The organism is Streptomyces cellostaticus (genome assembly GCF_023630175.1).
Lineage (GTDB): Bacteria > Actinomycetota > Actinomycetes > Streptomycetales > Streptomycetaceae > Streptomyces > Streptomyces cellostaticus_A.
The window spans coordinates 92874-117953 of the sequence record NZ_JALLIN010000009.1 but is presented as its reverse complement, the minus strand read 5'-3'; the positions used below and the strand labels follow the sequence as shown (position 1 = coordinate 117953).

General features: G+C 73.0%; 24 protein-coding genes, 1 tRNA gene and 1 pseudogene. 13 read left to right on the top strand and 13 right to left on the bottom strand.

Annotation, left to right across the window (positions count from 1 at the left end; translation table 11 throughout):
• Window positions 1-14: 14 nt before the first annotated feature.
• From bcp to MXD57_RS08245, 4 genes are all read left to right on the top strand, one after another.
• Window positions 15-482 (top strand): thioredoxin-dependent thiol peroxidase, encoded by a 468-nt coding sequence (bcp, locus tag MXD57_RS08260; RefSeq protein ID WP_250400660.1) that lies wholly within the window; start codon window positions 15-17, stop codon window positions 480-482.
• Between the two features lie 339 nt (window positions 483-821).
• Window positions 822-1205 (top strand): hypothetical protein, encoded by a 384-nt coding sequence (locus MXD57_RS08255; RefSeq protein WP_250400659.1) that lies wholly within the window; start codon window positions 822-824, stop codon window positions 1203-1205.
• 7 nt (window positions 1206-1212) lie between these two features.
• Window positions 1213-1560, top strand: a complete 348-nt coding sequence (locus MXD57_RS08250) for a hypothetical protein (RefSeq protein ID WP_250400658.1) — start codon at window positions 1213-1215, stop codon at window positions 1558-1560.
• Between the two features lie 95 nt (window positions 1561-1655).
• Window positions 1656-1739 (top strand) — tRNA-Leu (locus MXD57_RS08245).
• A gap of 43 nt (window positions 1740-1782) precedes the next feature.
• On the opposite strand, the gene rdgB is transcribed toward MXD57_RS08245, so the two are convergent.
• From rdgB to MXD57_RS08230, 3 genes are all read right to left on the bottom strand, one after another.
• The gene (rdgB, locus tag MXD57_RS08240; RefSeq protein WP_250400657.1) at window positions 1783-2385 is read right to left on the bottom strand and encodes an RdgB/HAM1 family non-canonical purine NTP pyrophosphatase; all 603 of its coding nucleotides are present in this window, start codon (window positions 2383-2385) and stop codon (window positions 1783-1785) included.
• A 38-nt stretch (window positions 2386-2423) separates the two neighbouring features.
• The gene (locus tag MXD57_RS08235; protein WP_250400656.1) at window positions 2424-3962 is read right to left on the bottom strand and encodes an MFS transporter; all 1539 of its coding nucleotides are present in this window, start codon (window positions 3960-3962) and stop codon (window positions 2424-2426) included.
• A gap of 131 nt (window positions 3963-4093) precedes the next feature.
• Window positions 4094-5356: a DUF445 domain-containing protein gene (locus tag MXD57_RS08230; protein WP_374114671.1), complete on the bottom strand. Its 1263-nt coding sequence runs from the start codon at window positions 5354-5356 to the stop codon at window positions 4094-4096.
• A 273-nt stretch (window positions 5357-5629) separates the two neighbouring features.
• On the opposite strand from MXD57_RS08230, the gene MXD57_RS08225 reads away from it, so the two are divergent.
• Window positions 5630-6964 (top strand): SGNH/GDSL hydrolase family protein, encoded by a 1335-nt coding sequence (locus MXD57_RS08225; RefSeq protein ID WP_250400654.1) that lies wholly within the window; start codon window positions 5630-5632, stop codon window positions 6962-6964.
• Window positions 6965-7199: 235 nt separating this feature from the next.
• On the opposite strand, the gene MXD57_RS08220 is transcribed toward MXD57_RS08225, so the two are convergent.
• Entirely contained in the window at window positions 7200-7502 is a 303-nt protein-coding gene (locus MXD57_RS08220) for a hypothetical protein (RefSeq protein ID WP_250400653.1), read from the bottom strand.
• 203 nt (window positions 7503-7705) lie between these two features.
• Here MXD57_RS08220 and MXD57_RS08215 point away from each other — a divergent pair, with 203 nt between their 5' ends.
• Window positions 7706-8143, top strand: a complete 438-nt coding sequence (locus tag MXD57_RS08215; protein ID WP_250400652.1) for an Hsp20/alpha crystallin family protein — start codon at window positions 7706-7708, stop codon at window positions 8141-8143.
• Between the two features lie 223 nt (window positions 8144-8366).
• Complete coding sequence (locus MXD57_RS08210) at window positions 8367-8867, top strand: DUF2267 domain-containing protein (protein WP_250400651.1); 501 nt, start codon at window positions 8367-8369, stop codon at window positions 8865-8867.
• Between the two features lie 348 nt (window positions 8868-9215).
• Here the strand turns inward: MXD57_RS08210 and MXD57_RS08205 are convergent, their stop codons facing one another.
• Complete coding sequence (locus MXD57_RS08205) at window positions 9216-9584, bottom strand: hypothetical protein (protein ID WP_250400650.1); 369 nt, start codon at window positions 9582-9584, stop codon at window positions 9216-9218.
• Window positions 9585-10057: 473 nt separating this feature from the next.
• Between MXD57_RS08205 and MXD57_RS08200 the strand changes: the two genes are divergently transcribed.
• On the top strand, window positions 10058-11530 hold the full coding sequence (locus MXD57_RS08200; RefSeq protein ID WP_374114670.1) for a serine/threonine-protein kinase: 1473 nt from the start codon (window positions 10058-10060) through the stop codon (window positions 11528-11530).
• Window positions 11531-11668: 138 nt separating this feature from the next.
• Here MXD57_RS08200 and MXD57_RS08195 read toward each other — a convergent pair whose 3' ends face one another.
• The 5 genes from MXD57_RS08195 to MXD57_RS08175 all read right to left on the bottom strand — a co-directional run bounded on the left by MXD57_RS08195 (window position 11669) and on the right by MXD57_RS08175 (window position 18038).
• Window positions 11669-14848, bottom strand: a complete 3180-nt coding sequence (locus MXD57_RS08195; protein WP_250400648.1) for a DUF3427 domain-containing protein — start codon at window positions 14846-14848, stop codon at window positions 11669-11671.
• 35 nt (window positions 14849-14883) lie between these two features.
• On the bottom strand, window positions 14884-15327 hold the full coding sequence (locus MXD57_RS08190) for a DUF3592 domain-containing protein (RefSeq protein WP_250400647.1): 444 nt from the start codon (window positions 15325-15327) through the stop codon (window positions 14884-14886).
• Window positions 15328-15562: 235 nt separating this feature from the next.
• Entirely contained in the window at window positions 15563-16594 is a 1032-nt protein-coding gene (locus MXD57_RS08185) for an SEC-C domain-containing protein (protein WP_250400646.1), read from the bottom strand.
• Window positions 16595-16665: 71 nt separating this feature from the next.
• Window positions 16666-17427, bottom strand: a complete 762-nt coding sequence (locus tag MXD57_RS08180) for a DUF2182 domain-containing protein (protein ID WP_250400645.1) — start codon at window positions 17425-17427, stop codon at window positions 16666-16668.
• Window positions 17424-18038, bottom strand: coding sequence for a DUF1326 domain-containing protein (locus MXD57_RS08175; protein ID WP_250400644.1), 615 nt, complete (start codon window positions 18036-18038; stop codon window positions 17424-17426). Before MXD57_RS08175 ends, MXD57_RS08180 begins: the two co-directional genes overlap by 4 nt.
• Window positions 18039-18271: 233 nt before the next feature.
• On the opposite strand from MXD57_RS08175, the gene MXD57_RS08170 reads away from it, so the two are divergent.
• The 3 genes from MXD57_RS08170 to MXD57_RS08160 all read left to right on the top strand — a co-directional run bounded on the left by MXD57_RS08170 (window position 18272) and on the right by MXD57_RS08160 (window position 20435).
• Entirely contained in the window at window positions 18272-18595 is a 324-nt protein-coding gene (locus MXD57_RS08170; RefSeq protein WP_374114669.1) for a DUF6412 domain-containing protein, read from the top strand.
• A 124-nt stretch (window positions 18596-18719) separates the two neighbouring features.
• Window positions 18720-19436, top strand: coding sequence for a membrane protein insertase YidC (yidC, locus tag MXD57_RS08165; RefSeq protein WP_250400643.1), 717 nt, complete (start codon window positions 18720-18722; stop codon window positions 19434-19436).
• A gap of 141 nt (window positions 19437-19577) precedes the next feature.
• The gene (locus MXD57_RS08160) at window positions 19578-20435 is read left to right on the top strand and encodes a fumarylacetoacetate hydrolase family protein (protein WP_250400642.1); all 858 of its coding nucleotides are present in this window, start codon (window positions 19578-19580) and stop codon (window positions 20433-20435) included.
• Between the two features lie 182 nt (window positions 20436-20617).
• On the opposite strand, the pseudogene MXD57_RS08155 reads toward MXD57_RS08160, so the two are convergent.
• The 3 genes and pseudogenes from MXD57_RS08155 to MXD57_RS08145 all read right to left on the bottom strand — a co-directional run.
• Window positions 20618-20764: pseudogene (locus MXD57_RS08155) on the bottom strand (LLM class F420-dependent oxidoreductase); the annotation flags it as partial.
• 204 nt (window positions 20765-20968) lie between these two features.
• Window positions 20969-21469 (bottom strand): heme-degrading domain-containing protein, encoded by a 501-nt coding sequence (locus MXD57_RS08150; RefSeq protein WP_250400641.1) that lies wholly within the window; start codon window positions 21467-21469, stop codon window positions 20969-20971.
• Complete coding sequence (locus MXD57_RS08145; RefSeq protein WP_250400640.1) at window positions 21469-22542, bottom strand: Gfo/Idh/MocA family protein; 1074 nt, start codon at window positions 22540-22542, stop codon at window positions 21469-21471. The genes MXD57_RS08150 and MXD57_RS08145 overlap by 1 nt, the downstream gene beginning before the upstream one ends.
• Before the next feature lie 56 nt (window positions 22543-22598).
• Between MXD57_RS08145 and MXD57_RS08140 the strand changes: the two genes are divergently transcribed.
• Both MXD57_RS08140 and MXD57_RS08135 read left to right on the top strand, forming a co-directional pair.
• Window positions 22599-23804 (top strand): ROK family transcriptional regulator, encoded by a 1206-nt coding sequence (locus MXD57_RS08140; protein WP_250400639.1) that lies wholly within the window; start codon window positions 22599-22601, stop codon window positions 23802-23804.
• A gap of 292 nt (window positions 23805-24096) precedes the next feature.
• Window positions 24097-25029, top strand: coding sequence for a hypothetical protein (locus tag MXD57_RS08135; protein ID WP_250400638.1), 933 nt, complete (start codon window positions 24097-24099; stop codon window positions 25027-25029).
• The last annotated feature ends 51 nt before the right edge of the window (window positions 25030-25080 follow it).

The window sequence follows — 25080 nt, the reverse complement described above, 5'->3', positions numbered from 1 at the left end:
GTTACGCTGGACCGATGAGCGAGCGACTCCAGCCCGGCGACGTGGCCCCCGCCTTCACCCTCCCGGACGCCGACGGCAACCAGGTGTCCCTGTCGGACCGCAAGGGCCGCAAGGTCATCGTCTACTTCTACCCCGCGGCGCTGACCCCCGGCTGCACCAAGCAGGCCTGCGACTTCACGGACAACCTCTCCCTCCTCGCCGACGCCGGCTACGACGTCATCGGCATCTCCCCGGACCAGCCGGAGAAGCTGGCCAGGTTCCGCGAGAAGGAGTCCCTGAAGATCACCCTGCTCGCCGACCCCGAGAAGACGACCACCGAGGCCTACGGCGCCTACGGCGAGAAGAAGAACTACGGCAAGACCTACATGGGCGTCATCCGCTCCACGATCGTCGTGGACGAGGAGGGCAAGGTCGACCGGGCCCTCTACAACGTCCGTGCCACCGGTCATGTGGCCAAGATCATCAAGGACCTGGGGATCTGACGCCCCGGGGCGCCCCGAAGGCGCCTCCCCGCCTTCCGTGCGGCCCGCACCGGAGTCCCGGTTGCGGGCCGTTGGTCTGCCGGGCGCCCAACTGGCCCTGAGGGCAACGCACTTCACGTGTCCGCCACCGCAAACTCTTTGACCTCCGGTTCGGTACGTGCCTAGGGTGATCACCAAGTTCGGTTCGCCTGACCAGCCATGACCGGGCATCACCGACGACCGGGGGGACACGTCGCCATGGGGGTTCGCATCGTCATGCCTTCCAACAGGTCGAGTTCACGCGCGCCGTTCCGGGCCGAACCGTTCCGCTGGAGCTCCATCTGTGCAAAGGGGAAGAAGATGCGCAAGATCATGCGTGCCGTCCTGACCGGCGGCGTGGCCGCCGGCATCGCTCTGACGTCCACCGCCGCCTACGCCAACACCACCTACACGGTGTACGCGGCGCCCGGCTGCGGCGCCAAGTCCGTCTTCAAGACGTACGGCGACCACCTGTACATCTCGGACATCGAGGCCGACGGGCACTCCGCCGTGGGTGTCATCGAGAACGGCACCAAGTACTTCTACTGGAACTCGAACGGCAACGGCACGACCCGTCACGTCGACCTCGACCTGCCCGAGAACCGGGCGATCGCCCTCGGCGCGATGACCGGTGACTGGCACGGCACCCCGACCGGCGGGCTGGACTTCTCCTGCCTCAGCACGCAGACGGTCATGACCTCGTGACGACGCGATGAGGGCACGACGCCTCGCGCGGCTGGGGAGCCTGATCGCGACGCCCCTTCTGCTGGCCGCCTGCGCCACGCACGATCCGGGCGCGGAGGAGGAGAGCCGTACGCCGATGCCCACTCTGGGCTCGGCGGTCGGCCAGAAGCTCACGAAGGGCATCGAGGGCGCCAAGAAGGCCGGCCTGGGGGCCACCTTCGTCGACCCGACGGACCCGCACCGGGCCATCGGCCTGGAGTCCGCGGCCCGCTACACGATCTGCTCCCAGCGGCCGGTCCCCGAGATGCGGGCCGTGAAGTTCTACGTCGTACCGAGTTCCGGCCGGTGCCCCAGCGGTACCGGTGACGCCGGATAGCGGTCCGGGACCCACCCGCCGCGCGGCCGGCGACAGCAGCCGCGCAGGGGGCGGACGGCGTACGGCGCGGCACAGTAAAGTGGGCCGCGCCTCAGGCGGCCGTGATGGAACTGGCAGTCATGCTGGGTTTAGGTCCCAGTGGGTTCACGCCCGTGTGGGTTCGAATCCCACCGGCCGCACCGCCTCCCGCCTTCGACCCGAAGGCGGGAGGCGTTTCGCATGTCAGCCCAGCAGCTCCCGCACAACCGGCACCAGCGCCCGGAACGCCTTGCCCCGGTGGCTGATCGCGTTCTTCTCGTCGGCGCTCAGCTCCGCGCAGGTACGGCTCTCGCCGTCCGGCTGGAGGACCGGGTCGTAGCCGAAGCCGTTCGTACCGGCCGGGGCGTGCCGCAGGACGCCCCGGAGCTGCCCCTCGACCACGCGCTCCGTGCCGTCCGGCAGGGCCAGCGCGGCCGCGCAGGCGAAGTGCGCTCCCCGGTGCTCCTCCGCGATGTCGGAGAGCTGGGCCAGCAGGAGGTCCAGGTTGGCCTTGTCGTCGCCGTGGGCGCCCGCCCAGCGGGCGGAGAAGATGCCGGGGGCGCCGTTCAGGACGTCGACGCACAGGCCCGAGTCGTCGGCGACGGCCGGGAGGCCGGTGGCCCGGGCCAGGGCGTGCGCCTTGAGCAGGGCGTTCTCCGCGAAGGTGACACCGGTCTCCCGGACGTCGGGGACGTCGGGGAAGGCGTCGGCGCCGATCAGCTCGTGGGGGAGGCCTGCTTCGGTGAGGACGGCCCTCAGTTCGGTGATCTTTCCGGCGTTGCGGGTGGCGAGGATCAGGCGGGTCATGGGGGCCAGTATCCCCCGGCGGACCGGTCCCGCGGCCGTCAGGTCCTGCCGGCCGCGGGCGGTGCCGAGGGGCCCTGCGGGCCGTCGGCCGGCCGCGCCGCCGCCCTGGCCCGGCCGGCGGCCGCGGTCAGCGGGCGGGCGATGTCCTCGAGGGACCGGCGCTCGGCGTTCACCGCGAGGAACACGGCGACGAGACCGGCCGCGCACATCAGCCCGGCGCCGATCTGGAACGCCAGGACGGTGTCACCGACCTTGCCGGTGCTGGTGAGGTCGGCGAAGAGCAGCGGGCCGCTGATGCCGCCGGCGGCGGTGCCGAGGGCGTAGAAGAAGGCGATCGACATGGCCCGGGTCTCCATCGGGAAGATCTCGGAGACCGTGAGGTACGCGCTGGAGGCGCCGGCGGAGGCGAAGAAGAGCACCGCGCACCAGCAGGCGGTGAGCGTGCCGGCACCGAGCGAGCCGCGGTCGAAGAGCCAGGCGGTGCCGAACAGCAGCAGGCCCGACAGCAGATAGGTCGAGGAGATCATCACGCGGCGGCCGACGGTGTCGAAGAGGTGGCCGAGCAGCAACGGGCCGCAGAAGTTGCCGACGGCGATCACGGCGAAGTAGTAGCCCGTGTGGTCGGCGGGCACGTCGAAGAACTTGGTGAGGATCGCGCCGAAGCCGAAGGTGATGGCGTTGTAGAGGAACGCCTGGCCGATGAAGAGGGAGAAGCCGAGGACCGCGCGCTTGCGGTACCGGCCGAAGACGGTGCGCGCGATCTCCGTGAAGGTGACGCTCTTGCGCTGGTGGATCTCCAGCTCGCCCTCGGGCTCGGCGAGGGCTTCGCCCTTCTCCGCCCGGACCCGGCGTTCGATGCCGGTGACGATCTCCTCCGCCTCGCCGTCGCGGCCGTGGATGAGCAGCCACCGCGGGCTCTCCGGGACGTGCCGGCGGACGAGGAGGATGACCAGGGCGAGGACGGCGCCGAGCGCGAAGGTGAGGCGCCAGCCGACACCGGCCGGGAGCACGTCGGTGTTGAGGGCGAGGATGGAGAGCAGGGAGCCGCCGACCGCGCCGAGCCAGAAGCTGCCGTTGATGACGAGGTCGACGCGGCCCCGGTAGTTCGCGGGGATGAGCTCGTCGATGGCGCTGTTGATCGCCGCGTACTCGCCGCCGATGCCGAAGCCGGTCAGGAACCGGAACAGGAAGAACCACCAGGCCTCGGTGGACACCGCGGTGAGGGCCGTCGCCGCGAGGTACACCGCGAGCGTGATCATGAACAGCTTCTTGCGGCCGAAGCGGTCGGTGAGCCGGCCCCAGAACAGCGCGCCGACGCAGGCGCCGGCCACGTAGAGCGCGGCGGCGACGCCGGTGACCTGCCCGGAGCTGATGCTCAGCCCGCTGCCCGGCTCGGACAGCCGGCCGGCGATGTTGCCGACGACCGTGACCTCGAGGCCGTCGAGGATCCATACGGTGCCCAGGCCGATGACGATCGACCAGTGCCACCGGGACCAGGGCAGGCGGTCGAGTCGGGCGGGGATGTTCGTGGTGATGGTCCGGCCGCTCTGCGGTGCCGGTGCCGCGGCAGTGCTCATGGGCTCCCCTCAACGCCGAAGGACGGGATACGGGTGCCCTCGCGTGGCCCGGGTAGGCCCGGGGCAGGCCCGCGCAAGGGGGACCGGGCAGGTTCGGAGAGGTTCCGCGGCAGGCCCGGGGCGGACCGGTCTCAGGCGCCCACGGCGCGGGTGACGACGTAGATGAGCAGGCCCGCCAGCGAACCGACGACCGTGCCGTTGATGCGGATGAACTGGAGGTCGCGGCCGATGTGCGCCTCGATCTTGCGGGTGGTGTGCTCGGCGTCCCAGCCGGCGACGGTTTCGGTGATCAGCGAGGTGATCTCCTTGCGGTACGTGGTGACGACGTGCACGGCCACGCCTTCCACCCAGCCGTCGACCTTCTGCTGCACCCTCGGCTCGTTCGCCATCCGGGTGCCGAGCGAGAGCAGGGCGGCCCGCACCCGCGTGCGCAGCTCGCTGCGCTCGTCCCCGGCGGCCGCGACGACCATGGAGCGTACGGCGGTCCAGGCGGAGGCGATCAGGTCCTGCACCTCGCCGCGGCCGAGGATGTCGCCCTTGAGCCGTTCCACCCGTCCGCGGGTGTCGGTGTCGGACTGCAGGTCGGAGGCGAAGTCCGTGAGGAAGCGGTCGAGGGCGCCGCGGGCCGGGTGGGAGGGCATGTCGCGCATCTCGGTGACGAAGCGCAGCAGTTCCTTGTACACGCGGTCGCCGACCTTCTTGTCGACGAAGCGCGGGGTCCAGCCGGGCGCCCCGCCCTCGACGGCGCTCATCACGTCGGCGCGGTGCAGTTCCAGCCAGTCGTGGGCGCGGGCGACGACGAGGTCGACGACGCGGTTGTGGCCGCCGTCGGCGACGATCCGCTCCAGCATCTTGCCGAGGCCGGGCGCGATCTCCTGGACGTCGGCCCGCCGGGTGACGGCCTCCGTGACGACGGCCTGGACGTCCCGGTCGCGCATCACGGTGAGCGCGCCGCGCAGCGCGGTGGCGAGTTCGGCGGTGACCCGGTCGGCGTGCTCGGGCCGGGCGAGCCAGGCGCCGAGCCGGCTGCCGATGCCGACGGCGCGCAGCCGCTGCCGCACGACGTCCTGGGAGAGGAAGTTCTCCCCGACGAACTCGCCCAGGGAGACGCCGAGCTGGTCCTTCTTGGTGGGGATGATCGCCGTGTGCGGGATGGGCAGCCCGAGGGGGTGCCGGAAGAGGGCGGTGACGGCGAACCAGTCGGCGAGGGCGCCCACCATGCCGGCCTCGGCCGCGGCGGCCACGTATCCCGCCCAGGCGCCCGCGCCCTGGTGCGTGGCGAGCCGGGCGAGCACGTAGACGAGGGCGACGAACAGCAGCAGCCCGGTCGCGGTGAGTTTCATGCGCCGCACGCCCCGCCGCCGTTCCTCGTCGGCGGGCGTGAAGGCGGTCATCGTCCGGTGCGACGCGGTCTGCCGTGCCGTCGTCCGGTCCGCTGTTCGTGTCTCGGTGCTTTCCATCAGCTCCACCCGTACTCCACCCGTGCGGTGATCCCGCCCACAATTGTCCCTTCCTGACCGACTCCCGGAACGGAACGGGAGTTCCCGGCGTCTGTTCCCAGGGGGTTTCGGGCAGGGCCCTGTCAGGTCTCCCGAACCCATGACGCATCATGGGTTCATCAAGATCGGAGCCCCGGGCTCCCGTCTCCCGAGGAGAACAACGCAAGCATGACCAAGCGTCATGGTTATGCCGTACTCAGCGCCCTGGTCGCGCTGATCGTGGCCGTATCCGCAGCCGTCTACGTCACGGTGGCCATGGGCCACGGCACCCCCAGCAGCACTGTCACCGACGGCCGTCCACGCCATGGCTCCTCCGTCGCTCCCGCGTCGACCGGCACCTGGGTCGGCGCCTGGTCCACGGCGCCCGTGGGCGGCGAGCCGGGCACCGAGACCACCGGTCTCGCCGGCCGCTCGGTGCGCAACGTCGTCCACGCGAGCACCGCGGGTACGAGTGCCCGCATCACGCTGTCCAACCTCTACGGGCAGTCCCCGCTGACCATCACGCACGCCTCCCTGGCCGTGGCGTCGGGTCACGACACGGCCGAGGCCGACGCGGCGACGATGCGCCGGCTGACGTTCAACGGCGCGCCCGGCGTGGTCGTCCCGGCCGGCGGCCAGGTGCTCAGCGACGCCGTCCGCGTCATCGTCCCGCGCGACTCGGACGTGCTGGTCACCACGTACGCGCCGACCCAGTCGGGCCCGGTCACCTACCACCCGCACGCGCAGCAGATGTCGTACGTCGCCCGGGGCGACCGCACGGAGGACGCGACGGGCGCCGCGTACACCGAACAGACGCCGTACTGGCGCTATCTGACGGCCCTTGACGTGCTGAGCAACGAGGCGACGGGCACGGTGGTCGTCTTCGGCGACTCGATAACCGACGGCATCACGTCCACGGTCGGCGCCAACCGCCGCTGGACCGACGTCCTCGCGGGCCGGCTCCACACGGCGGTGGCGGGCGGTGACGCCCTGCCGCGCTACGGCATCGTCAACGAGGGCATCAGCGGCAACCAGGTCCTCGCGGACGGCCTGGGCCGCCCGGCGGAGAACCAGAGCGGCCTCGGCCGCTTCGGCCGGGACGCGCTGTCCCGGACCAATGTGAAGGTCGTCGTCATCGACCTCGGCATCAACGACATCCTCCGCAACCCGGCCCTCGCCGACCCGGACCGGATCACCGAGGGCCTGCGCACCCTGGTGCGCCAGGCGCACGCCCGCGGGCTGAGGGTGGTGGGCGCGACCCTGATGCCGTTCCGCGGCCACCGCGGCTGGACGCCGGCCCGCGAGGAGGTGCGCCGGCAGGTCAACGCGGAGATCCGGTCCGGCCGGGTCTACGACTCGGTCGTCGACTTCGACCAGGCCCTGCGGGACCCGTACGACGCGCGCCGGCTGCGCCCCCAGTACGACTCCGGCGACCATCTGCACCCCAGTGACCTGGGCTTCGCCAGGATGGGCGGCGTCTTCGACCTGGGCGCGCTCAAGGGCGCGGGCCAGGCGGAGCTGTAACGGGCGGCGCCGGGACGGCGGAACGGCTGGCCGGGGGCCGGCCCCGGCGGGCCCGGGACGGGTTCCGGCCGCCCGCAACCGCCCCTGGCGCCGGTTCGCACGGCCACCGGCGCCGGGACGGCCGCCCGCAGCGGGTCGAGCACGCCGGTGCGCGGGCCGGCCGCGGTGTTCCCCCCGGCCGGCCCCGCCTTCGGAGCCGGGAGCCCCGGTGACGTCCGCGGCGCCGGCCGCCGGTTCAGCCGCGCCGGTCGGCGACGGCCCAGGAGGCCAGTGCGACGGCGCCCGCGACGCCGAGGACGGACGGCCAGGCGCCGATCCTCCTGGCCAGCGGGTGCGACCCGGCGAACGCGGCGACGTACCCGGCGGTCAGCGCGCCCGCTGCCTTCCCGCCCGCCTGCCTGCGCCACCGCTGCGCGGCGGCGGCGCCCGCGGCGGCCAGGACGACCCCGCCGAGCCGCCGCTCACCGGTCCAGCGGGCGACGCCGTACCCGCCGACGAGCCCGGTCGCCGCGACCACCGCGCTGGGAATCCTGGCCATGAGCTGCCTCCACGTACGTCGTGTCCGTCATGCACGTCGTCGCGGACCGGTCCGCGACGGCTGCCTCCTGTGGCTGGCCCGAGACTATCGAGCGCCTCCTGGACTCCAACAAGCTGAGTCTGGGCTTGTCAACTTTCCGGCCGCGAGCTATATAAATAGCGAAGGGCATCGCACCCAGCACCCGAGGAGAGGAGTGAGCAGTGATGCTCATGCGTACGGACCCGTTCCGTGACTTCGACCGACTCGCGCAGCAGGTCTTCGGCACCGCGAACACCACCGCCGGCCGCCCGTCGGCCATGCCGATGGACGCCTACCGCTCCGGTGACGAGTTCCTGGTCCACTTCGACCTTCCGGGGATCGACCCCGAGACGATCGAGCTGGACGTCGAGCGCAACGTCCTCAGCGTCCGCGCCGAACGCCGCACCCCCGCACCCGAGGGTGCCGAGATGATCGTCGCCGAGCGCCCCACGGGCGTCTCCACCCGTCAGCTCTTCCTCGGCGACACGCTCGACACCGAGCGCATCGACGCCTCGTACGAGGCCGGCGTCCTGACCCTGCGCATCCCGGTGGCCGAACAGGCCAAGCCGCGCCGCATCCGGATCAGCGGCGGCGACGACGGCCGCAAGCAGATCACCCGCTGACCGCCCCCGGCCCGACCACCCACCGGTGGCGGGCTCCGCGCCCCGTGGCCCCCGCCGGGGCCCGGGGCGCGGTGGTCCGCCTCCCCACCGGGGCGGATACCGCCCCACGGGCCGCATGCCACCACATGCCGCGCTTTGGCCGAATTCCCGCTCATGCGCGTCGCCTTACGGGGTACCGGGCTTCCGGTGTCCCGAAGCGTCCTGGAAGAGGAGCCATCCCACGATGACCGTGACGACCCCGCAGCCGAGAACGACCATCCCCGCTCCCGCCCCCACCGGGGCCCCGTCGCCGCGCCCCCTCACCCCCGGGGCCGACACCGACGCCGCGCGCTGGGAGGCGCTCACCGAGGCGGTGCGCGAGGCCGGTCGCTACTCGACGGCGGCCGAGGCCGAGCGCGTCACCCGTACCGTCCTCACCGCCCTCGGCGGCCATGTGACCGGTGAGGAACGAGTCGCCCTCGCCCAGGCCCTGCCCCGGGAGGCGGGCACCCTGGTCGCCTCCCGGATCCCCGCGAACACCCCGCTGTCCGCACGCGATTTCGTCGAGTCCGTGGCGGACCACCTCGGCGACGCCACCCCGGCCACGGCCCGCTGGGACGTCAGCTCGGTCCTGGGTGTCGTGGCGGACATCGCCGGCGAGTCCCTGACGACCCGCGTCCTGGCGCAGCTCCCTCCCGGCTACGCCCTGCTGTTCGGCCGCGCGGACCTGGCGGCGACGGCATAGGACTCCGGCCCGCCACCGGCCGGCCTCCGCCCGTTCCACGGCATGGCCACCGCCGGAGGCCGCCCGCTCCCACGCCGCCCGGCGGGGCACGACCCGCGCACCGGGGCCCGCGCACCGGGGCCCGCGCCCGGAGGTGCCGGGACTCGGGTGATCGTCCGGGCCCGGGCCACTCGGGGTCGCGCCCCGTGCCCGCCGGCCGCCCGTCGCCCACGCGGCCTGGAGGCCTTCGGAGGCCCGCCGCCCACCGCGGCCTGGACGGCCTCGGGACGCTTGCCGCCCGCGCAGCCTGGACGTCCGGCGCGGCGTCGTCGACACGGGGAGACGCAAACGCCTACGGCGGGGGACAGGTCAGGCGCGCCGGGGCATCCGCGAGGCGTCCAGATCGTCGTCCTCGTCGTCCTCGTCGCCGAGGGTGTCGAGGTCTGCGTACGCCGGCGAGGGCAGGCGCTCGCCCCGGCTCACCGCGATCCGGTGCACATGGGCCGGCGCCTCGGGCAAGTGGATGGCAAGCAGGCGCAGTTCACCTAGCGTCCACTGACGCCCGTCCAGAGCACGTCGTGCTTTCCTGAGGAGCCGACCGGCCGGACCGATCTGGGCGGACTCCATGGTGTCCGCGAGCCGGGAGAGGTGTCCCGTTCCCTCAGCGGCGGGATGGCACGGCTTGCCCTCCGGCCCGGACCAAGGCAGCAGACGCAACCGACCCGTCGGCGTCACCATGCCCGTACCCCCACTCCGCCGACCGGCCGGGCATCGTTGCCGATGCCGTGCACGGCCGGCCGTACCGCGCGTCGCCGTGTCCGTCGGTGTCGTTGTTCTCGGCGCTCGTGCGCGACCAGGCACGGGCGAACCAGCCCGACCTCCTCACCTCGCGCAACCGGGGAAAGCCGATGCGCGGGACGGACACGCGATCGGCGCCTCCCCGCAGGGGCCGGATGGCTGGTCGGGGCCGCGATGGCGGCCCGGCGCGGGTAGCAGCGGGCGGCAGCCCCGAGGCCCCGCCAGGGGGCGCACCGCGCACCCCGGCCGAGCGACGGACCCGGGGCACCGGCACGGCGCGTCACCCGGCCGGGGCCCCCACGCTCGTCGATCCACCGCGAGTTCGTCCGCCTACCTGACACGGGCTCGGGTACCCGCATCGGAGCACGGCCCACGGCCGCGTCCGGCACGAGGCGACAGCAACGGAGACCCAGATGAAGGCCAGCCGATCAGCAGCCCCGCCGCCCCCCGCGCCGGTCACAGCGGAACCGCGGCCCGCGCACCTTCTGGCCGGACGCTACCGACTGGGCGCGAGAATCGGATCCGGAGGCATGGCCCACGTCTACGAGGGCGTCGACACGCGCCTCGGCCGGCCCGTCGCCGTCAAGATGTTCCGGCCCGGCCCGGGCCCGCAGACCGAGGACCGCCTCACCGCGGAGGCCGTCCTCCTCGCCGGCCTCCAGCACCCCGGCCTCATCACGGTCTACGACTCCGGCCGCGAGGACGACCGCACCTACCTGGTCATGGAACTGGTCGAGGGCCCCACGCTGCACAGCCTCCTGGACGGCGGCCCCCTGCCCGAGCGTCGCGTGGCGACCCTGGGCGCCGCCCTCGCACGGGCACTCGCCCACGTGCACCGGGCCGAGATAGTGCACCGCGACGTCAAACCGTCGAACGTCCTGCTGGACCCGGCCGGCGACCCCCATCTGGCCGACTTCGGCATCGCGCGCCTTGCCGACGCCACCCGTCAGACCGCACCCGACGTGCTGACCGGCACCGCCGCGTATCTGGCGCCCGAGCAGGTCGAGGGCGGGTACGTCGGACCGCCCACCGACGTCTACGCGCTCGGCCTCGTCCTGCTGGAGTGCCTGAAAGGGGGCCTGGAATACCCGGGCACCCCCCTGGAGGCCGCGGTCGCCCGCCTGCTGCGCGCGCCCGAGATCCCCACCTGGGTCTCCCCGGACCTGGCGACCCTGCTGCACACCATGACCGCGAAGGACCCCGCGGCACGTCCCGACGCCGAACAGTGTGCGCTGACCCTGGCCACCCTGAACGCACCCGGCGCCGCGGCCCCCGCGGCCGTGAACGAGCCCGCCGTGCCCCGGGGTCCGGCGGCGAACCACCCCACCCGTACGCAGGGACCGAGGACGGCGGTGATCCGGCCCGGCCGCTCCGTCGCTCCGGCGGCGGTCCGAGGGCATGCCCACGCGGACCGCCCGCCGCACGGCCGCCGCCTCGCGGTGGGCACCGCCCTCGCCGCCCTCTCCGTGGCCGTGGGCGCGACCCTCGCACTCGCACCGGGCACCAGCGGAGCCGGCGACGACCGTGCCGACACCGCCTCCACCTCGACGACACCGGACCGCCACTCGTCCGGCAAGGCGACCACCCCCCGCGACAAGGCCGGCACCGCCTCGCCGGCCGGCGACCGGCCGGACGTGAGGAGCGCCGGCCCGCACACCCCGCCGTCCACGGCCTCCGACCCTCACACCCAGGCCGTCTCCAGGAGCCTGCCGTCGCCCGACCGGGTGACCCCGAGGTCCCACAGGTCCGGCAACGACGGCGCCGACCCCCACGGCGCCTCCGCCCACCACCGCGGCAAAGCCGGGCAAGCGCCCGGTACCACGGCGGACACCACGGACAAGGGAAAGAACTCTCCGAAGCACGCGAAACGGAACACCGAGGACTGAGGCCCCGAGACCCGGCGTCCCGGTGGGGCAGGCACGGCGCGTCCTGCCGGGTCTCCATGCCTCCCACAAGACCAGGCCCACAGCAGGCGGGTCCGCCGGTTCGTCGTCGCCCCCCTGCCGGCCAGGCGGCTCCGGGTCCTATCCGGTGGCGACTGCCGAATAGGTCCAGACGTCCGCCGGAAGGTCGTGCTCCAGGCGCCACGTGATCGCCATCGGCTTGCTGCCGGTGTGGCTCTCGTAGGTGGCCGGGCCGAGGAGCATCCACGGCTGGGACTTGCCTATGTCGGTGTTCTTGTAGCGGCGCACGAACAGAAGGACGTGGCTTCCGCGCTGTTCGTGCTGCCGGTACCGCAGGCCGGTACGCGAGTTCTCCGCCGTGGAGTTCTGGGATTCCCAGTGGAAGAGCGCCGGGCTCAACGCATAGTCCTTGTAACGGACGGTGGGTGAGAAGTCCTTCTCGTTCTTCTCCAGCGTGATGAGCAGGGTGTCCGTCCTCAGCTCCGCGACCCACTGCACGCCCTGGGCGAAGGACCGCGGCATCTGCCCGCCGAAGCGGGCCACCCCGAGGGCGGCGAGGATCTCGGAACGGTTGTACGCGCTGTGGACCCTCAGCGGAACGCGGCTGAGACTGCCGGACAGCGGGATCGGGAGGTGGTCCATTTGCTCCATGACGTGCGACAGCACCTGCCGCAGCTCATCGCGGAAGGCCCGCTGGGAGCGCAGCGACGCAAGGCCCTCCTGGAAGCTGGCGAACCCGCCCGCGTCGTCCCACAGGTTGAAGAACAGCATGCGGGCGTACGACTGGTCGGTCGGAGGCAGTTCCTCGTACGGCGGGGCGTCGTCTTCGAGGAGTCGGAGATAGGCTCCGGCGCGCTCCGGGTCGTCGACGTGAAGAAACGCGTGGACCCGCTTGAGTAGCGCCGCCTCTCCGGGTTCCGCCGTCCCGTCGATCAGGCCGGCTCGCCGAAGGACGGCGGTCCAGGAGTTCTCGCTCTTGTAGAGCTCCTTGATCTCCCGGCGGCTTTCACGAAGATAGTCGGCGAGGCGAGGGGTGCGGTACGCCCTGACCTCGTTCACCAGGGTCTTCACGGTGGCGCCGAGCTGGGTACGAATGTTGTCCAGGACGAGGTCCTTGGACTTGCCCTCCAGGATGATCTGGCAGCCGGAAGGCAGTTGCGGGAAGTCGTGCTCGATGTGATCGACGAGCCGGTTCCGCGAGAGGTTGGTCAGAGCCCGGAACTGCTCCTCGAAGCGGAACTCGGTCCGGTGCTGCCCGATGAAGTCGAGGACGGTGAGTACGGGCTTGCTGTCGGTGCGCCTGAGCCCGCGCCCCAACTGCTGGAGGAAGACGGTCGCGCTGTTGGTGGGGCGGAGCAGGAGCAGGGTGTCCACGTCGGGGATGTCCAGCCCCTCGTTGAACAGGTCGACCGAGAAGATCACCTGAAGCCTGCCCTCGCGTAGTTCGGCGAGGGCCCGGGCGCGCACTTCGGCGGGGGAGTCGCTGTCGAGCGCCATCGCCTGGAAACCGGCCTGGCGGAAGAAGCCGGCCATGAAGTGGGCGTGCGCCTTGGTGACGCAGAAACCCAGCGCCCTCATGGCGCCGGGGTCGGAGACCTTGTCCCGGATCTGCCTCACCACGATCCGGGCGCGGGCGTGGTCGCCCGTGTAGAGGTTGCCGAGTTCCTGGTCGGCGTACGCGCCCTTCTGCCAGCCAAGGTTCGTCAGATCCGTACCGTCCGGAATGCCGAAGTAGTGGAAGGGGCAGAGCAGGTCGTTCTCCAGCGCCTCCCACAGCCGCATTTCGGCGGCGATCCGGCCGTCGAAGAACTCGTCCTGGACGTTCCGGCCGTCCATCCGCTCGGGCGTCGCGGTGAGTCCCAGCAGTTCCCGCGGGGTGAAGTGGTCGATCACCCGCCGGTACGTGGTGGCCGTGGCGTGGTGGAACTCGTCGATGACGATGATGTCGAAGTGCTCGGGTGCCAGTCGCTCAAGCCTCGAGACGTTGAGTGACTGAACGCTCGCGAACACGTGCTCCCAGGCCCGGGGTTCCGTGCCGGCGTGCAGCAGTTCGCCGAACGAGGCGTCGTCCAGAACCTCCCGGTAGGTGCGCAGCGACTGCCGAAGGATCTCCTTGCGGTGGGCCACGAACAGCAGTCTCGGCCGACCGCTCTTCGCCGGTCCGCAAAGGCCCCGGTAGTCCAGGGCTGCCATCACGGTCTTGCCGGTGCCGGTTGCCGCGACCAGCAGGTTCCGGTGCCGCCCTCGGATCTCCCGTTCGACGCTGAGCCGCTCCAGCATGTCCCGCTGATGGGGGAAGGGCCGTACCTCCAGGCCCGAAAGGTTGATCTTCAGCTCGGTGGCGGGTGCTCCGCCGCCTGCCTGGGCCAGTGCTCCGTCGAGGCGCTCACCGTGCAGATCGGGGTCGTACGTCTCGAAGGCCGTGTCGTTCCAGTACGCGTCGAAGGTCGCCTCGAACTTGTCCAGCACCGCGGGTGTCGCGATCGAGGACAGGCGTACGTTCCACTCCAGGCCATCGAGCAGTGCGGCCCTGGAGAGGTTTGAACTGCCGACGTACGCCGTGTCGAATCCCGTGCTGCGTCGAAACAGCCATGCCTTGGCGTGCAGGCGGGTGGAGCGGATCTCGTAGTTCACCTTGACCGTGGCACCGAAGTCGCGCACCAGGCGGTCGAGCGCGTGGCGGTCGGTGGCGCCCATGTACGTGGTGGTGATGACCCGGATCGGTACGCCTCGCTCCTTGGCGGCACGCAGGGCGTCCTCGAGTACCCGGATGCCGTACCACTTCACGAAGGCGCAGAGCAGATCGATACGGTCGGCGGTGGCCAGTTCGGCCCGCAGCTCGGAGCCCAGACTGAGGTCCTCCGGCGAGTTCGTGAGCAGCGATGTCTCGGACAGCGGGGTGAGCGGCCGGATCGCGTACGCCCCGGGTGCCTCCTGCTTCGCCAGGGCCAGCAACTGCCGTGGGCCTTCTGCCACCGTGCGGACCGGCTCGGGTTCGCCGTGCTCAGGAGCGGCGGTATCCAGGGACGTGAGGATCTCGTTGGCGAACCGGACCCGCTGGGCGGGCGGGAGCTGATGGAGCTTGTGAGCGACCACCTCTCCGATGTGACGGGCAAGCACATGGGGCGCCGACTCCGCGCTGACCTCCGCGTCGACGGCCGTCCACCCCGTGGCCGCGAGCCGCCCCAGCGCCTCGCTCACGTCGTCGGTGATCAGCCGCTCGTACACGCCGGCGACCGGCTTCACAGGTCCCCCCGGCTCCGCCACCTTGACCCCCCCTAGAGCATGTTCAACGTGCATCTGTTGTAGCAGGGGGCACTGACAGAAGTCCCCGGTTACATGAGGGAGAAGGCCGCTACGCCGACCCCGAACGCCACGCAGCACACGCACCACACCAGGTTCGCGGTGGGCGAGTACGCCTTCGCCGTGCGCACCACCACCGCCCGCCGCGGGTCCTGCGGGTCGTAGCGCAGGATGACCGGCGTGCCGCGGTACAGGGCGTTGGGGGAGTCGGTGTTCAGGGGGACCTGGCGGTAGGTATGGGTGGCGGGGGCCGTGGGGTGGCCCGGGGGCGGGGCCTGGTAGCGGATCTGGGGTGGATGGTAGGACGTGCCCACTCGGCGGGCGGAGTTGGCCACCTCGCCCCGCGTCCGGACGCCCCGCACACCGAGCCGGCCCAGGGACCGGCGGGCGCGCAGGGCGGCGCGGGTGCCGTGGGCGCCGACGAACGTCCAGAAGGCGGCGAAGAGGAGGGAGCAGGTCAGCCAGGGCTGGGACACGGCCGCGCCACCACCCTCCGTCTCGTTCGCCGGGCTCACTGCCGTGCCGTGGTCCGGGAGGGGTTCACCGGTTCGCGGCGTCCGGCACGGCGCCTCGCCGCGTCGTGCCCCGAGTATGCCCGGCCCGCGTATGCCCGGCCCGAGTACGTCCTGGACGCGGGCGGAGCTCCGCCTTGCGACGCACCGCACCGGACGCCGCGGGCTTTCCGGCGGACCTTCCCGGCAGCAGCAGGCCCTAGACGGCCGCCGCGGGCTCCGGCGCTCCGTGGCAGTCGCCGTACGCGTGGCCCGAACCGCACCAGCAGTGCGCCGTGCGCTGCGGGGGCCAGGCCACGGCGCGGCCGCGCGCCGCGAGGGTCGTCGCGTACTGGGGCAGGAGGGTCGTGTCGGACGGGCTGGAGCCCTCGGAGGCCGCGAAGGCCTCGTAGGACGGGACCGTGCCGGTGACGATGCCCAGGTTGGGCGTGCCCGAGGACGCCAGTTCACGGAGGGAGGCCTCTATCGTCGCCAGGTGGGCGTCGTGGGAGGGGTACTCCGCCTCCAGGCCGGCGTAGGCCGCCAGCAGTTCCGTCAGCTCGGGGGCCGGCCAGTGCAGGACCGCCACCGGGAACGGGCGGGAGAGGGCTTCCCGGTAGGCGCCCAGTTCGGCGTTGAGGCGGGAGATCTCCGCGGCCAGCTCCGCCGGGTTGTCCGAGCCCAGGGACCAGACCCGCTTCGGGTCGTGGAGTTCGTCCAGGGAGACCGCGGAGGCGTGGAGGCCGTCCGCGAGGGTGTCCCAGTCGTCGTGGGGCAGGCCCAGCATGCGGCGGACGCGGTGGCGGCCGTACAGGAGGGGGTGCGTGCCGTACGGGGGCTCCGTGCCGTCCGGCAGCAGGAGGGCCGCCGCCTGCGTGAGGGTCTGTTCCGCCGCCTCCAGCTCGTCGTGCGACTCCAGGGACTCGGCGACGATCACCCAGGGTGCCGGCCGGCGGGGCGCCGACGCGCGGATGCCGTCGATGATCGCCCTGGCCTCCGCCTCGTGGCCGTACTCCCACAGGTTCGAGGCCTTCAGGGCGCGGACGAGGTGGGGGTCCTCCAGGGTGTCGCCGGAGGACAGCAGACGGTCGTAGAGCGTCGTCGCGGCGGGGCGGTCGCCGGACAGTTCCAGATGGGCCGCGGCACGCAGGAGCAGGACCTCGGCGTCCTCGGGGTACAGGCCGGCGGTCCGCTCCAGGCGTGCCGCTTCGGCGGTGTGGTCGACGTTCTCGGCAGGCGAGTCGGGGCGCATGGGTGACACCGTACTGCCGACCGGTGACACAGGTGGAGTACGTGGTCCCGCACCGGGCACCGCCCGGGTCCTCACATTCCGGTCATGCCGCCACCGGTCAGGGCCGGGGCCAGCGCCGGAACCCAGAAGACGGCGACGGCCAGTGCGAGCGAGACGACGCCCACGGCGCGGGCCACCAGGTGGCCGGCCGGGGCCAGCTTCTCGACGAAGATCACGGCGGCCAGGACCACCATGGCCCACAGGTTCATCACACCGAAGGCCGCCAGCACCACCATCAGCGACCAGCAGCACCCCAGGCAGAAGGCCCCGTGGTGGAGTCCGGCACGCAGATCGCGCGAGGGAGCCGGGTACGAGGCGTAGCGCATGATCATCCCGATCGGTGAGCGGCACTTCGCCAGACAGCGGTCCTTGAGGGGCGTGAGCTGGTAGACGCCGTTCACCGTGAAGAGGGCCGCGGCCACCGCCGTCCCCGCCATGGCGGACAGGCTCGTCACCCGGCCCAGGGCGGCGGCCAGGGCGTAGGCCGGCAGCCCGGCCGCGGCCCAGACAAGCAGGTAGGCGACCGTGAAGACGACCATGCGCGGCGCCCGGTGAACGGTGATGGTGCGGGTGTACAGCCCGGCGACGGGCGCCGTCGCGGGCAGCATCATGGCCGACATCATCAGCGTCCACACGGCCAGGAAGGCGGGCAGGCCCAGTCCCATGGTCCCCGGTGTCGCCCGCATGCCGCCCCAGCGCGTTGCCATCCAGACCCAGGCGGCGGCCGCCGCGACCAGCAGCAGTCCGGTGGGGGCCGCCGCCGGGCCGCGGACGGTGACCGACCGGCCGGTCACGACGACCACGTGAAGGGCGCCGAGTGCCCGTTGCCGCCGGAGAAGTCCCAGGAGCGGCCGTACACGCCGTTGCCCGTGGCCCGGGCGGAGCGGGCGATGGTCAGCGTGCTGTTCACCGGGTGGAACATGCCGGTCAGACCCATGACCGGACCGTCCTCGCCGAACTGCGGCGCGACCTGGTCCTCGATCTCGATGTCGATGGCGTCGCCCACCCGCGCGGCGTGGCGGCGGCCGTCGTCGCTGTAGTCGATGGGGACGCGTTCCACTCCGAGGACCTCGCCGATGAGCGGGGCGAGCGCCGCCATCGGCCCGCCGGCCCGACCGGAGAAGACCTGGCCCAGCGCCTCCGCCTGACCGTCGTCGGCGGAGGCGTCGAGGTACAGCGCCACCTGCCAGCCGCCGTCCGCCATCACCCGGGGCGCGTCGATGAAGACGGCGACGCTGCGGTCGGAGACGTCCACCCCGTCCACGTTCCCGCTGTCCACGTGGAACGCGAAGGTCACCTGGCAGCGGTCGTGGTCGGCCGGTGCGGTGAGGCCCGAGGTGGTGCACGGACACACCACGTCGCAGTTGCAGCTCTCCAGGTACGTGCCGGTCAGATTCCAGGGCATGGCTTCCGCCTCCCTCGTCACGTCCCCCGCGGTTCTACCCCCCAGGTGGAATGCGTCGGGAGGGCACGTCCGGTCCCCGCGCCGCTCTCCTCCCAGGCTATTCCCGGTGCCCCCCGCCCCGCAGGTCCGCACCTCCCCGGCCGGCTCCGGGACCGGGAACCAGAGCGGGCGGTACGGGCGTTGTACCGGTGAGGGGGCCGGGAACCGGTCCCGCCGGGAGACAGGGAGGGACCGTGATCAGCCGCGTCGCGCGTCCCGTGCCCGTCGCCCTCCTGCTGGTCCTGGCGCATCTGTTCCTGATCCAGGCCGCGCTCCTCGGCACCGCCGGCCCGTCCGCCGCCGTCGCCCTCGCCGCGACGGCCGCCGCCGGTGCCGTGTCGGCCGCCTGCTGGCTGCTCGCCGGCCGCCGCGCGCCCGCCGTGCCGCCGCATCGGGTCCGTACGGCGATACGCGACCGGGCCCGCCGTACGGCCTTCCTGCCCCAGCGCGACCCCGATGCCCGGGGACGCCGCAGGCCCCGGGCGCCCGGACGCGCCCTCGCGACGATCCGCGCGTAGGGCACCCCTCCACCTTCACCGACGGGACCGCCGGTCCGTGCCGGCGCCCTCGCGCGGGTCGTCATGCCGCCCTGCCCACCAAAGGCCGCACCGGCACCGACGCCCCGTCCCGAAGGGTCCGCCCATGTCCGTCTTCGCCCACCTCGTGGAGCAGCTCGCCGAGCTGCTCCAGCCGCTGTTCCACACCTCCGCCACGGCCGCGGCGATCGTCCTGTTCACCGCACTGGTCCGGCTGCTGCTGCATCCCCTGTCCCGGGCGGCCGCCCGTGGCCGGCGCGCCCGCGCGGAACTCCGGCCGCGCATCGCGGAACTGCGCGAGAAGCACGCCGAGGACCCCCAGCGCCTGCAGAAGGCGGTCATGGAGCTGCACGCGCGGGAGAACGTCGCGCCGCTCTCCGGTCTCCTGCCCGGCCTGCTCCAGTTGCCCGCCTTCTTCCTCCTCTACCACCTGTTCTCCGACGCCTCGATCGGCGGTACGGCCAACGAACTGCTGACGCATTCGCTGCTCGCCGCACCCCTCGGCGGACGGTGGGCCGACGCCCTCGCCGGCGGCGGGGTGTTCGGACCGGCCGGGCTCGTCTACGTCGCGCTCTTCGTCCTCGTCGCGGCCGTCGCCGCCTTCAACCACCGGCGCGCCAGGTCGGCGGCGGCGGAGAACCCGGTCACGGCGGCCGCCGGGGACGGCGGGCAGGTGCCGGGCCTCGCCGCGGTCGGCAAGGTGGCGCCGTTCCTGTCCTTCTTCACGCTGGTCACCGTCGCGGTCATGCCGCTCGCCGCCGCGCTGTACGTCGTCACCAGCGCGACCTGGAGCGCATGGGAACAGTGCGCGCTGCACCGGTGAGGCGCGGTGCGGTGAGGGCCGGGTTACGGTCCAGTACATGAACAGGGTCTTGTGGACTGGACAGGGGACTTGGAGGATCGACCAGTCCCGCGATGGCTGCACCCATCCGCCGGGCGCCCGCTATCGAGGGAGATGGTGACCATGAAGCTGCTGCGAGTCGGTACTGCCGGAGCGGAGCGCCCGGCGCTGCTCGACCCCCAGGGAACCCTGCGCGACCTGTCGGGGATCGTGGACGACATCGACGGCACGCTGCTCGCCGACGACGGCGCGCTCGGCCGTGTCCGGGCGGCGGCCGAGGCCGGTGAGCTTCCGGCGCTGGACGCGGCGGGACTGCGGATCGGGCCTCCCCTCGGCCGGATCGGCAAGATCGTGTGCATCGGGCTGAACTACCACGACCACGCCCGGGAGACCGGAGCGGAACCGCCCGCCGAGCCCGTGATCTTCCTCAAGGCCCCGGACACGGTCGTCGGGCCGAACGACACCGTGCTGGTGCCGCGCGGGTCCGGCAAGACCGACTGGGAGGTGGAGCTGGCCGTCGTCGTCGGGCGTACCGCCCGCTGTCTGGAGTCGGCCGAGGAGGGGCTGGCGCATGTCGCCGGCTACGCGGTGGCGCACGACGTGTCCGAGCGGGAGTTCCAGATCGAGCGGGGCGGTACCTGGGACAAGGGGAAGAACTGCGAGACGTTCAACCCGCTCGGTCCCTGGCTGGTGACGGCGGACGAGGTCGCGGATCCGCAGGCGCTCGGGCTGCGGCTGTGGGTCAACGGCGAGCTGAAGCAGGACGGGACCACGGCCGAGCAGATCTTCCCGGTGGGGGAGGTGGTGCGCTACGTGAGCCGGTTCATGACGCTGTACCCCGGGGACGTCATCAACACCGGCACCCCGGCGGGGGTTGCGCTGGGGCAGCCCGACCCGAAGCCGTTCCTGCGGGCCGGGGACGTGGTGGAGCTGGAGGTCGAGGGGCTGGGGCGGCAGCGGCAGGAGCTGAAGGACGCGTAGGCGCTCCGCTGGAGCTGGAGCTGGAGCTGGAGCTGGAGCTGGTGAGGTTGGGGTTCGGGTGTGGGTGGGGTGCGGCTGGTCGCGCAGTTCCCCGTGCCCCTTCTCAAGGGCGCTGCCGTTGGCGAAGTAGGGCGGAGAGGCGCCGCCATGCCTCGCGGGGGAGGGCGCTTCGGTCGCCGCCGTCGATGGCCTGCCCCCAGGAGCGGGAGTGCGTGCCGGGGCGCGCTGCTGCCGCCGAGCCAGGCCGCCCCGTAGCCGAGTTGTTCCAGTTCCGCGGCTGCCTCGGCGATCTCGCCGCGCAGGGACGGGTCCTCCGAGCGCAGGCCCACGCTCCAGACGCCGTACCGGTGGACGGTCTCCTTGGCGGTGCTCCCGCCGTTCGGCGACTCGCTCGTCGGGTCACTTCCCTCCGGACGGCCGGCGTGCCGTGATCACCGGGCACGTCCGTCCCAACCGGAGGGGGCCGCACGGTGGTCCCGCCGGCGGGCCCGGGGAGGTCGCGAAGGTCCTGCGCGGGTCCTTCGCACCGCCCCCTACTGGCCGAGGAACCGCTCCAGCGCCTCCACGACGAAGCGGTGATCCTGGAGCTGGGGCAGCCCGGACACCGTCACCGTGCCGACGACGCCCACGTTCTCGACGCGGACCGGGAAGGCGCCGCCGTGCGCCGCGTAGGTGTCGACGTCCAGGCGCGAGGACTCCTCGAACGTCGTGCCCTTGGCCCGGAAGCGGGCACCGACCAGGTAGGACGAGGCGCCGTAGCGCTCCACCACCCGGCGCTTGCGCAGGATCCAGGCGTCGTTGTCCGGTGTGGAGCCGGGCAGGGCCGCGTGGAAGAGCTGCTGGCCGGCGCGGTGGATGTCGATGGCGACCGGGGCCTGGCGCTCCCGGGCCAGTTCGACCAGGAGCGAGCCGAGCGCCCACGCGTCGTCGTAGGTGAACTGCCGGAAGACCAGGCGGCGTTCCTGCGCCTCCAGCTCCTCCACGCTCGGGGTGATCTCGGGGGCGAACTTCGGGGTGATCCTGGGGTGGTGCATCAGAGGGTCACCGTCACCTTGTCGCGGGCGGATTGGTGGGCCGCCTCCAGTACGTCGAGGGCGGCGGCCGCCTCCAGGGCGGGCACCGGGTTGGGGCCGGCGCAGGTCAGGGCCGCCGCCACGGCCGCGTAGTAGGCGGGGTAGTCGCCGGGGAGGGTCGGTACGGGGCGGCCCCCGCCGGTCACCGGGGACTCCCCGGCGCCGAGCCGGCCCCAGAGGGACTCGGGCTCCGTGCCCCAGTCGGCGCTCGTGCCGGGGCGCCGGTTCGCGCGCAGGGCCGCCTCCTGCGGGTCCAGTCCGTACTTGACGAAGCCGGCCTGTGAGCCCAGGACCCGAAAGCGCGGGCCGAGTTGGGCCGTGGTCGCGGAGACGTGCAGGTGGGAGCGGACTCCGCTTGCGTGGGTGAGCGCGATGAAGGTGTCGTCGTCGGTCTCCGCGCCCGGGCGGCGGATGTCCGTCTCGGCGTACACCTCGGTGACCGGTCCGAAGAGGACCAGGGCCTGGTCGACGACATGGCTGCCGAGGTCGTAGAGCAGGCCGCCGATCTCCGCCGGGTCGCCGGACTCGCGCCAGCCGCCCTTCGGGCGCGGGCGCCACCGCTCGAAGCGGGACTCGAAGCGCCGGACGTCGCCCAGTTCCCCCTTCTCCAGCAGGGCCCGCAGGGTCAGGAAGTCGTTGTCCCAGCGGCGGTTCTGGAACACGGAGAGCAGCAGGCCGCGCTCCTCGGCGAGCGCGGCCAGCTCCCGCGCCTCGGCCGCCGTGCCCGCGACCGGCTTGTCCACGACCACCGGGAGACCCGCCTCCAGGGCGGCGGTGGCGAGCGGGACGTGCGTCCTGTTCGGGGAGGCGATGACGACCAGGTCCAGCCCGCCGGCCCGGCCGAACAGCTCCTCGGGGGTGCCGGCGACACGGACGTCGGGGAACCCGGCGCGGACCTGCTCCTGCCGCTCGGGGTTCGAGGTGACCACCGTGTCCAGGGTGAGGCCCCCGGTGGCCGCGATGAGCGGGGCGTGGAAGACGGAGCCGGCGAGGCCGTAGCCGATCAGGCCGACGCGGAGGGGGGTACCAGTCATGCCTCCTACTTTCGCAACGCTGTTGCCAAAGTGCAAGCGGTGGGGACAATGGGGGGATGGGCGGTGTGAACAGGGTGAGCAGGACGAAGAGCGGGCCGGTCGGGGCGAATCTGTTCGCCGTGCGGTCCCACAACACCGCACTGGTGCTGGATCTGCTGCGCGGTGCCGGGGCGGCGGGGATCAGCCGGCTGGAACTGGCCGAGCGGACCGGGCTGACCCCGCAGGCCGTCAGCAAGATCACCGCACGGCTGCGGGAGGCGGGGTTCGCGGCGGAGGCCGGGCGCCGGGCGTCCACCGGGGGCAAGCCGCGCACCGTGCTGCGGCTGGTGCCGGAGGCCGGGCACGCGGTGGGGGCGCACCTGGACCGGGACGAGCTGCGGGCGGTGCTGGTGGATCTCGACGGGGCCGTGGTGGGTGAACGGCGCGCCGCGCTGGACCTCGGAGGCGGGTCGCGGGCCGTGCTGGGGGTGGTCGCGAACGAGGTGTCGGGGCTGGTGGGGGAGGCGCTGGGAGGGCGCGACGGCAGCGCGGGCCCCGGAGGACCCTCCGGGGGGCTCGCCGGTGCCGGTTCGCTGCTCGGGGTGGGTGTGGCGCTGCCCGGGCCGCTGGACCACGCGCGGGGGGTGCTGCACCGGGTCACCGGGTTTCCGGAGTGGGACGGGTTCCCGCTGCGGGACGCGCTGGCGGAGCGGTTGGGGGTGCCGGTCGTGGTGGACAAGGACACGAACGCGGCGGCACTCGGGCTGTCGGTGGGGGTGTGCGGTGGTGCGGGGGCCGGCCGTGCGGAGGGCGGGGGCCGGTCGTTCGCGTACCTGCATCTGGGCACGGGCCTGGGCGCGGGGTTGGTGATCGGCGGAGAGGTGCACCGCGGGGCGCGGACCGGGGCGGGGGAGTTCGGGCACCAGGTCGTCCAGCTCGACGGGCCCGCGTGCGAGTGCGGGAACCGGGGGTGTGTCGAGGTGCTGTGCCTGGAGGCCGTGACGCGGGGTGAGGTGCGTGAGGCGGCGCGGGTGCTGGGGGTGGGGGCGGGGAATCTGGTCGGGCTGCTCGACATCGATCTGGTGCTGCTCGGGGGGCGGACCGTGGCGGGGGCGCCGGAGGTCTTCGTGGCGGGGGTCGCGGAGGTGCTGGCCGCTCGGGCCCGGCGGGAGGGGGCGGCCGGGGAGAGCGTGCCGGTGCGGGTCGTCGGTGGGGAGCGGGTCGTCGCCGAGGGGGCCGCGCAGTTGTTGCTGGCCCCGGTGTTCGGGCGGGCGGCGGGTTAGGGCGTTTCGGGGACGTTGCGGTGGGCGGCGCCGTGGAGTACGCGGCGTCGTCCCCGGTCCGGGGGGTGTCTCGGCTGCCCGTGCTTGTCGGGTGCCGGTGCGGGGCGGAGGTGTTCCGCCTGCCCGCGCCTGCGGGATGCCGCCGCGCCCACCCGCGTCGTCCTGCGGCGGCCCGCATGCCCACGGCTCCGCGGCCCGGTGCCCGCAGCCGGGTGAAAGGCGGGGAGGATTCGGGCGGGCTGCGGAGTGGCGGGCCGGGACTTCCGGGGCCTTCCGGGATGGTCATGTGTTCATGCGACTGTGTGCGTGCCTGTCCCTGTCCCTGGGTCTTGCCGCAGGCGCCGTGCTCGTGCCCGTTCCGTCGGCCGCTGCCCAGGCGGACGCGACGTGTGCGGCGCCCGGCGGCCGTGCCTTCCCGCTGGCCACCCGCATCCACGGTGGTCCCAGCGCCTACGAGGCGGGTGGCGGATTCGGCACCTGGTACCTCGACCTCACCAACTCCACCACCCGGACCTGCGGCGACCTCCATCCGGTCGTCGTGCTCGTCGACGACAAGCGCGCCCTGAAGCCGTCCCAGCCCAAGCTGGAGTTCTACGACGGCACCCGCACCCTGCCCGTCGGCTTCGAGAGCACCGACGCCCAGGAACTGGTCGGCGTGCTGGACGCGGCGGGCTTCGACGGGTTCACCGTGCCGCCCGGCAGGACCGTCACCGTCAAGCTCAGGCTCTCCCTCACCTCCGACGCCCTGCCCGACCGGGTCACCGCGAACGCCGCCGTCGTGCAGCGCCGGGGCGAGGACGGCGAGTGGGTCGGGGAGTCCAACGACTACCGCTTCTCCGTCACCGGCGGGGGGAACGGCCAGCAGGACGAGGAGCAGGAACAGGAAGGGGGCGGGACTCCGACGCCGGGAGACGGTGACGCGACCGCCGGTCCGGACAGCAGCACCGGTCCCGGCGGTACGGCGAGTCCGGACGACAGCGCCACTCCCGGGGCGGCGACCCCGGTCGGCTCCACGGACCCCGCTCCCCGACCCCGGCCGACGGGCGGTGGTGCCGACCCGGGTACCGGCGCACTGCCGTTCACCGAGGCCGCGCAGCAGGCCGGCGAGCGGGCCCGGGAGCTGGCGCGGACCGGGACCGGCCTCGCCCACGGGCTGCTGGCGGCCGTCACCGCGCTCCTCGTCGTCGGCGGCGCGGCCTACCTGCTCGCCCGGCGGCGCCGCTGAGGACGGATCCGCCTCGCGTCCCCACTGACCTGCGACCTGACCGGGTCAAGA

Bases quoted from the DNA above. Each gene is read 5' to 3' on its own strand.
- yidC (WP_250400643.1), top strand. From the start codon at position 18,720: ATGTCCGTCTTCGCCCACCTCGTGGAGCAGCTCGCCGAGCTGCTCCAG.
- MXD57_RS08145 (WP_250400640.1), bottom strand. From the start codon at position 22,542: ATGACTGGTACCCCCCTCCGCGTCGGCCTGATCGGCTACGGCCTCGCC.
- MXD57_RS08135 (WP_250400638.1), top strand. From the start codon at position 24,097: ATGCGACTGTGTGCGTGCCTGTCCCTGTCCCTGGGTCTTGCCGCAGGC.
- MXD57_RS08250 (WP_250400658.1), top strand. From the start codon at position 1,213: ATGAGGGCACGACGCCTCGCGCGGCTGGGGAGCCTGATCGCGACGCCC.
- MXD57_RS08140 (WP_250400639.1), top strand. From the start codon at position 22,599: ATGGGCGGTGTGAACAGGGTGAGCAGGACGAAGAGCGGGCCGGTCGGG.
- rdgB (WP_250400657.1), bottom strand. From the start codon at position 2,385: ATGACCCGCCTGATCCTCGCCACCCGCAACGCCGGAAAGATCACCGAA.
- MXD57_RS08215 (WP_250400652.1), top strand. From the start codon at position 7,706: ATGCTCATGCGTACGGACCCGTTCCGTGACTTCGACCGACTCGCGCAG.
- MXD57_RS08150 (WP_250400641.1), bottom strand. From the start codon at position 21,469: ATGCACCACCCCAGGATCACCCCGAAGTTCGCCCCCGAGATCACCCCG.
- MXD57_RS08210 (WP_250400651.1), top strand. From the start codon at position 8,367: ATGACCGTGACGACCCCGCAGCCGAGAACGACCATCCCCGCTCCCGCC.
- MXD57_RS08230 (WP_374114671.1), bottom strand. From the start codon at position 5,356: ATGACCGCCTTCACGCCCGCCGACGAGGAACGGCGGCGGGGCGTGCGG.
- MXD57_RS08195 (WP_250400648.1), bottom strand. From the start codon at position 14,848: ATGCACGTTGAACATGCTCTAGGGGGGGTCAAGGTGGCGGAGCCGGGG.
- bcp (WP_250400660.1), top strand. From the start codon at position 15: ATGAGCGAGCGACTCCAGCCCGGCGACGTGGCCCCCGCCTTCACCCTC.
- MXD57_RS08160 (WP_250400642.1), top strand. From the start codon at position 19,578: ATGAAGCTGCTGCGAGTCGGTACTGCCGGAGCGGAGCGCCCGGCGCTG.
- MXD57_RS08200 (WP_374114670.1), top strand. From the start codon at position 10,058: ATGAAGGCCAGCCGATCAGCAGCCCCGCCGCCCCCCGCGCCGGTCACA.
- MXD57_RS08255 (WP_250400659.1), top strand. From the start codon at position 822: ATGCGCAAGATCATGCGTGCCGTCCTGACCGGCGGCGTGGCCGCCGGC.
- MXD57_RS08205 (WP_250400650.1), bottom strand. From the start codon at position 9,584: ATGGTGACGCCGACGGGTCGGTTGCGTCTGCTGCCTTGGTCCGGGCCG.
- MXD57_RS08185 (WP_250400646.1), bottom strand. From the start codon at position 16,594: ATGCGCCCCGACTCGCCTGCCGAGAACGTCGACCACACCGCCGAAGCG.
- MXD57_RS08225 (WP_250400654.1), top strand. From the start codon at position 5,630: ATGACCAAGCGTCATGGTTATGCCGTACTCAGCGCCCTGGTCGCGCTG.
- MXD57_RS08220 (WP_250400653.1), bottom strand. From the start codon at position 7,502: ATGGCCAGGATTCCCAGCGCGGTGGTCGCGGCGACCGGGCTCGTCGGC.
- MXD57_RS08175 (WP_250400644.1), bottom strand. From the start codon at position 18,038: ATGCCCTGGAATCTGACCGGCACGTACCTGGAGAGCTGCAACTGCGAC.
- MXD57_RS08235 (WP_250400656.1), bottom strand. From the start codon at position 3,962: ATGAGCACTGCCGCGGCACCGGCACCGCAGAGCGGCCGGACCATCACC.